At 70.1% G+C, this 6,872-nt stretch carries 4 protein-coding genes; 2 read left to right on the forward strand and 2 right to left on the reverse strand.

The window, feature by feature from the left end:
• The first annotated feature begins 45 nt into the window (after positions 1-45).
• On the forward strand, positions 46-3,090 hold the full coding sequence (locus tag ACWDZ6_RS26405; protein WP_451504816.1) for an NPCBM/NEW2 domain-containing protein: 3,045 nt from the start codon (positions 46-48) through the stop codon (positions 3,088-3,090).
• A gap of 66 nt (positions 3,091-3,156) precedes the next feature.
• On the opposite strand, the gene ACWDZ6_RS26410 is transcribed toward ACWDZ6_RS26405, so the two are convergent.
• Together ACWDZ6_RS26410 and ACWDZ6_RS26415 are read right to left on the reverse strand one after the other, a co-directional pair.
• Positions 3,157-3,660, reverse strand: coding sequence for a hypothetical protein (locus tag ACWDZ6_RS26410; protein ID WP_389183060.1), 504 nt, complete (start codon positions 3,658-3,660; stop codon positions 3,157-3,159).
• A gap of 24 nt (positions 3,661-3,684) precedes the next feature.
• Positions 3,685-5,460, reverse strand: coding sequence for a S8 family peptidase (locus tag ACWDZ6_RS26415; RefSeq protein ID WP_451504817.1), 1,776 nt, complete (start codon positions 5,458-5,460; stop codon positions 3,685-3,687).
• A gap of 282 nt (positions 5,461-5,742) precedes the next feature.
• On the opposite strand from ACWDZ6_RS26415, the gene ACWDZ6_RS26420 reads away from it, so the two are divergent.
• Positions 5,743-6,711 carry a superoxide dismutase gene (locus tag ACWDZ6_RS26420; protein WP_451504818.1) on the forward strand — a complete coding sequence of 323 codons (969 nt, stop codon included), beginning with the start codon at positions 5,743-5,745 and terminating at the stop codon, positions 6,709-6,711.
• Positions 6,712-6,872 lie beyond the last annotated feature (161 nt).

Raw genomic sequence — 6,872 nt, forward strand, 5'->3', positions numbered from 1 at the left:
CACAAGTCCATGGTCGTGTCCGCGCCGACGCGCTACACACACGCCATGGGATCACCAACACGGTTCAGATCAGCGGTCGTTGCCGCTCTGCTCGGTCTCCTCGCCGCCTTCGTACCGACGGCCACGGGCGCGCACGCCGAACCGGCCGACACGACGGTCGGTGACATCACAGGCTTCGCTCACGACGGAGCCGTGTACCGGCTCACCGCCGGCGACGCCGCGGCCCGCGTCAGCTTCGTCTCCGCCGAGACCTTCCGTATCGAACTCGCCCCCGACGGCGCCTTCACCGACCCGACCGGCAAGGACATCGTCCTGCCGCAGGGCGCGCCGCCCGCCACCCACTGGCGCGACAAGGGCGACCGTTACGAGCTGAGCACCTCCGAAGTCACCCTGCGCGCCTACAAGACGCCCCTGCGCTTCGCCCTCCACCGCGCCGACGGCACCCCGCTCTGGGCCGAGACCAAGGGGCTGACCTGGAACCGGGACAAGACCACACAGACGCTTGCCCGCGGCGCCGACGAGCAGTACTACGGCGCCGGAATGCAGAACGGCCGCGGCAACACCTCGCACCGCGGCAGGACCGTCGAGGTCGGCGTCGACTACAACTGGAACGACGGCGGGCATCCCAACTCCGTCCCGTTCTACCTCTCTTCCTCCGGATACGGCGTCTATCGCAATACGTACGCCCCCAACACCTACGTCTTCGGTGATCCGGTCACCGCCACCGCCGGGGAACAGCGCTTCGACGCCTACTACTTCGCGGGACCGGGCACCAAGGACGTCATCGGCCAGTACACCCGGTTGACCGGCAAACCCTTCCTGCCACCCCTCTACGGCCTCGAAATCGGGGACGCCGACTGCTATCTGCACAACGCCAACCGCGGCGAGCGGCACACCCTTGACTCCCTCGAGGTCGCCGACGGGTATGTCCAGAACGACATGCCCAACGGGTGGATGCTCGTCAACGACGGCTACGGGTGCGGATACGAGAACCTCGCCGAGACCGCCAAGGGGCTGCAGGACCGCAAGACGCAGATGGGCCTGTGGACCGAGGACGGCATCGGCAAGCTCGGCGACCAGGTCAAGGCAGGTCAGCGCGTCGCGAAACTGGACGTCGCCTGGGTCGGCGACGGATACAGGTTCGCCCTGGACGGCTGCAAGGGCGCCTACCGGGGCATCGAGGAGAACAGCGACGCCCGCGGCTTCACCTGGGCGCCGGAGAGCTGGTCCGGCGCGCAGCGCTGCGGAGTCCAGTGGTCCGGCGACCAGTCCGGGAGCTGGGAGTACATCCGCTGGCAGATCCCGACCTACGCGGGCGCGAGCATGTCCGGACTCGCCTACACCACCGGCGACGTGGACGGAATCTTCGGCGGCAGCCCCAAGACGTACACCCGTGATCTGCAGTGGAAGATGTTCCTGCCGGTCACGATGACCATGGACGGCTGGGCGGCGAGCGACAAGCAGCCCTTCCGGTACGGGGAGCCGTTCACCTCGGTCAACCGCAGCTATCTCAAGCTCCATGAGTCGCTGCTGCCGTACATCTACTCCCACGCACACGAGGCGACGAAGACGGGCGTCGGGCTCGCGAGGCCGCTCGTGCTGGAGTATCCGGACGACCCCAAGGCCGCGACGGACGCGGCCAAGTACGAGTTCCTCAGCGGTGCGGACTTCCTCGTCGCGCCCGTCCACCAGGACGCCGTCGAGCGCGACGGGATCTACCTGCCGAAGGGGACCTGGATCGACTACTGGAGCGGGCGGACCTACGAAGGGCCGGTCACCGTCGACGACTACAGCGCGCCGCTCGACACGCTGCCGCTGTTCGTGAAGGCGGGGGCCGCCGTCCCGATGTGGCCGGGTATCCGCTCGTACGCCGACCGCACCGCCGCCTCCCCGCTCGCCTGGGACGTCTATCCGCAGGGGAGGTCATCCTTCACGCTGTACGAGGACGACGGCGTCACGCGGCAGCACCGCACCGGCAAGTACGCCACCCAGCGCGCCGACGTCGAGGCGCCACGGCGCGGAGCGGGCGATGTGACGGTCCGGATCGGCGCGAGCAGGGGCGAGTTCACGGGCAGGCAGCCCACGCGTCCGTACACCTTCAGCGTGCACACCGGGGACGCGCCGAGCACGGTCGGGCTCAACGGGCGCGTGCTGCCGCGGCAGAACTCGAAGGCGGCGTACGCGAAGTCCGCGCAGGGCTGGTGGTACGACCAGGACGACCGCGGCGGTGTGGTGCACATCAAGACGCCGTCGATGCGCACCGACCGCGGCTTCGGGCTGAAGCTCGAGGACACCAGCGCGGTCGGCGGCAGGACTCCTGGCGCTGCCGCGGCCGTCTCCGTCCCGGCGGGTCAGGAGCTCGGCGCCGGTTCGCCGGGCACGGTCGCCGTCGATGTCACGGCGGGCGGCCGGGACGCGACCGGCGTCCGGGTCTCGCTGGACGCGCCGGCGGGCTGGCAGGTCACCCCGGCCCGGGCCGTCGACCGGATCCCGGCCGGGACGACGAAGCGCGTCGAGGTGGCTGTCGTCCCGGCCGCGGACGCCGGGCACGGCGAGGCGACGCTGACCGCGACGGCACGCCACCGGGCGGCGGGCGTGGACCGTACCGCCGTGCAGCGGTTCGCGGTCGGGGTGATGCCACCGCCGCCGGCCGCCGACGCCTGGGCGAGCGACCTCGTGTGGCTGAAGTCTGCGAACGGCTACGGACCCGCGGAACGTGACCGCAGCAACGGTGAGTCGGGAGCCGCCGACGGGCACCCTCTCACGCTGGCCGGCACGACGTACGAGAAGGGGATCGGCAGCCACGCCGACTCCGATATCGAGATCTACCTCGGCGGCCGCTGCACGGCGCTCACGGCGGACGTCGGCATCGACGACGAGATCAACGGCTATGGGGAGGTGGCTTTCTCGGTCGAGGCGGACGGGAAGGTGCTGTGGACCTCGCCCAGGGTGACCGGAGCCTCGGCGACCGTGCCCGTCGATGTCGCTCTGGACGGCGCACGCCATGTGCGGCTGAAGGTCACCGACACCAACGGGTCGAAGACCGGCGACCACGGGGACTGGGCCGCGGCGCGCTTCAACTGCGCCTGAGGCCACGGGAACAGGTTCGGGCGCCGGGCGGGCCGCTGCCCACCCGGCGCCCTCTGCGCCGACGTGCTACTTGTTCACCACGATCGCCACGAGCGTACCGGCGTTGTTGGTGTCCCAGAACCCGATGACCTGCTGCCCGAAGGCGAATGCCTCCTGGACCTCGTCATGGGTGATCTGGTTGGGGTTCACCAGCTGACGCCAGGCGCCCTGGATGAACAGGAACAGGATGACCGGCTGCCCGGGCAGGGGCGTCACGACGTCCCAGAAGTGCTCGGCCACACCACTGGTGATGGCCTGGCTGTCGATCGCGCTCGGCAGGATCAGCGGCTGGCCCTGCTGCTGGCCCTGCTGTTGCTGGCTCTGCTGACCGAGCTGCTGGAGCAGCTGCTGGTAGGGCTGCTGCTGGCCGAGCTGCTGCAGCTGCTGGAGCGGCTGCTGGCTCTGCTGACCCTGCGGGGGCGGAGAGGTGCTTGCGCCCTGCATCCGGCCGAACGGCTGCTGCTGCGCGTACTGCTGCTGGCCGTACTGCTGACTCATGGAGCTGGGGTTCATCTGCGGGGTGGTGCTCATGTCCTGTTCACCTTCCCTGTCGATTCATCCGGCGACGACCAGGCCCACGACCTCGTCGTCCGAGTACCAGACGCGTACGTCCGGCCGGCCCCCCGCGAAGGCGGCATGTACCGCCTGGCGGACTTCTGGGGCGGGGTGGTTGAGGTTGCGCCACGCGCCGGCCACGAACAGCCTCAGGCGCGGCGGAAGTTCACGGGGGTACGGCATCAGTTCGTCCCAGTACCGCTCCGCCTGTCCCGAGCCGACCGACGACGGCACCAGCTGGGTGACGGCCGCCTTGATGTCGGGGCGGTTGCCGATCCGCTGCGAGGCCGGGCGGCCCGGAGCGTCCTGCTGCGGCGAACCGGTCCTGCGCAGCACCTCACGGGCCTCCTCCGGGCCCATCGGCGCGAGGTGCGCGGCCTTGAGGATGCCCTGCAGCGACGCCAGGGCGCCGACCACCACCGGCGAGGCCGAGGAGGTGCCGGAGAAGGTGTCCGTGTACCAGGCGATCTCCTCCGCGCCGCCCTGCAGGTCACCCGCCCGGTCCCAGAAGCCGCCGGTCGTGGTGACCTCGCGGCCCCAGCCCTGGGCGTCCAGCCGGGCGCCGTAGTTGGAGAACGCCAGCCGTGAGCGGTCGGGACCGTGATCGCGGCCGTGCGTCCCGGGCGGGGGAGCGCCCGCGCCGACGAGCACCGCACCGGAGGGCTGGTTCGACGGGTTGAAGGGGTTGCGCCACCACTCGGGGAACGCGTCCGGCCTGCGCTCGTACACCGCGTCGTCCAGGCTCTCGCCGCCGTTGCCGGCCGCCTCCACGACCAGGACGCCCTTCGACGTCGCCCAGCGGATCGCGGCGAAGTCGTCCGGCCACCACTCCACCGCGATGTAACCGCGCTGGTCGTCGCGGACCTCGAAGTCGAACCGTGGTCCTGGCCGGTGGAGTTCGATCAGGAGGAGGTCGCCGTGGCCGAGTCGCTCGGCCGCGGCGTGGATGGCCGCGGCGGAGCCGATGCCCTGGAACGACGCCGCCGCGGTCACCGCTTCGGGAGCGATACCGGTGATCCCCTTCTCGTCGCGGTCACCACCGATGACGCCGAGGACCGCCGTGCCGTGGTTGCGCCATGCGATGTCCTGCACCGGGTTGCCGACGACGATGCCGGCGAGCTTCTCCGCCAGGTCCTCGTGGCCCAGCTGCCAGGCTCCTTCGACATCGACGACGGTGACGTTCTGTCCCGAGCCGCCCGGCCGCTGCCACGCCCAGTACGCGTCCACGCCTTCGGGCGCGGGTGCCAAGTAGCCCTGGCGCCCGGTGAAGTCGGGTGTCGCGGGTGCGCCTTCCTTGAGCCGCTTGGCCTCTTCGGGCCGGGCTTTCGCCGGGGCGCCGTGGGGTGCGGTCCGAGCGGGTACGGCGCCGGGCTTGAGGTACGCCGTCTCGATCTCGGGGAGGGCGGCCAGCCGGGCGGTGAGCTCCTCGGTCCGGTCCCCGCCGCCCCGTACACGGTAGAAGAGCGAGAGGTCCGGCAGCGTGCCCCGGCCGCCGCCGGCCGATCCCTCCTGCTGCGGGGGCAGAGCGGACCGGGTCCGTTCCTCACTGCCGAACACCGGTTCCAGCGCGAGCTGTTCATCGCTCAGGAACATGTTCAGTGCGGAGATGTCCGCTCCGGAGGCCGACCGTACGCCGTGAGTGTCGGCGCGCAGCCGGGCCTCGGCCCGTGCGACGACGATCAGCTCCGGCTCGGCTCCTTGATAGGTGAATCCAGCTCCGTCGGGTCCAGGGCCCGCAGTTCCAGGGCCCTGACCTGGGAGTTTCTGATCGGTCATCGCTATGACCGCTCCCTTCGGGTGCCGTGCTCCTTGTCGTTCGTGGACTGTGCCTCGGCCGTGCTGGTCTGTGCTCGGTCTGCGTGGTGGCCACCCTGCTACCGCCGACGCGGTCCGTCCACCCTGCTTGCGCGAAATACGTTTTAAATCAAGCTGAATGGGCACCCCGTGCAATTCGACTGGAAGAAGATGTCACGCCACAATTCGGCCAAACACTGTGGAGGAGCCTGCCGTGTGCTGAGGTGAAAGGGTCTGTGGAGCCTTTGTCGGAAGGACCGTTCGATGCACCGTTCCTTTGCACGTCGAAGAGTTCTCGGAGCGGCCGCGGCCATGGCGGGCGCGGCGCTCCTCGCCCCAGGGGAAGGGGTGGCCCGGGCGGCCGAATCAACCGGTACGCGCTGGCCCGCCCATTTCCTGCTGCCGAACGGATTCCGGCCCGAAGGGATCACCATCGGAGCGAGTCCTTATGCCTATTTCGGGTCATTGGCCACCGGCGATATCTACCGGGCGAGCCTGGCCACCGGCCGGGGAAGCGTCATCAGCCACGGTCTCGGAGCGGACCACCCCGCAGTCGGACTCAAAATCGACCGGAGCGAGCGGCTGTTATGGGTCTGCGGCGGCGTGAGCCGGGAGATCCGGGTCATCGAGGTCCGCTCGGGCAAGCTGCTGAAGACCTTCACGGTCGGCTCCGACGGCACCATGGTCAACGACGTGATCCTCACGCCGGGCGCCGCCTGGTTCACGGACTCGTTCAAACCACAGATCTACCGGCTCCCGCTCGGCCGGCATGACGAGCCGGGCGCCGACGTGGCGACCGTCCCGCTGGGCGGCGACTGGGAACAGGGGCCCTCCTTCACGGCCAACGGCATCGAGCGCACACCGGACGGCCGTGCCCTGCTGATGGTCAACACCGTGGTCGGCGGCGGCACTCTGATGCGGGTCGACCCGCGCACCGGCATCGCGCGGCGAGTCGACATCCCGGACACCCGACTCCCCAACGGCGACGGCCTGTTGCTGCTCGGCCGCACCCTCTATGTCGTACAGCAGGCGCAGAACGCCATCGATGTGCTGCGACTCAATGCCTCGGGTACCCGCGGCACGGCGATCGCGCGCATCACCGATCCGGAGCGCTTCAGAATTCCCACGACGGCGGCGGCCTGGGGCGACCGGATCTATCTGCCCAACGCCCGCTTCGATGTGGAGCCGACACCCAGCACGTCGTACGACGCGGTCGCGGTGGACCAGGTCTGAGCACCTGATGACGTACGTACCTCACGAGGTACCAACCGGACGCAAGAGCGGGGGGGGGGCCCCCCCCCCCCCCCCCCCCCGGGGGGGGGGGTTGAGATATAAGCGCGGGTCGTCTGGCAGGTGGCCTGGGGCTTGTGGGCGCGGGTCGGGAGCGCGGGCGG

This window comes from Streptomyces sp. NPDC002926 (genome assembly GCF_053591755.1).

Coding starts and splice junctions, on each gene's coding strand:
- ACWDZ6_RS26405 (WP_451504816.1), top strand. CDS start 46: ATGGGATCACCAACACGGTTCAGATCAGCGGTCGTTGCCGCTCTGCTC.
- ACWDZ6_RS26415 (WP_451504817.1), bottom strand. CDS start 5,460: ATGACCGATCAGAAACTCCCAGGTCAGGGCCCTGGAACTGCGGGCCCT.
- ACWDZ6_RS26420 (WP_451504818.1), top strand. CDS start 5,743: ATGCACCGTTCCTTTGCACGTCGAAGAGTTCTCGGAGCGGCCGCGGCC.
- ACWDZ6_RS26410 (WP_389183060.1), bottom strand. CDS start 3,660: ATGAGCACCACCCCGCAGATGAACCCCAGCTCCATGAGTCAGCAGTAC.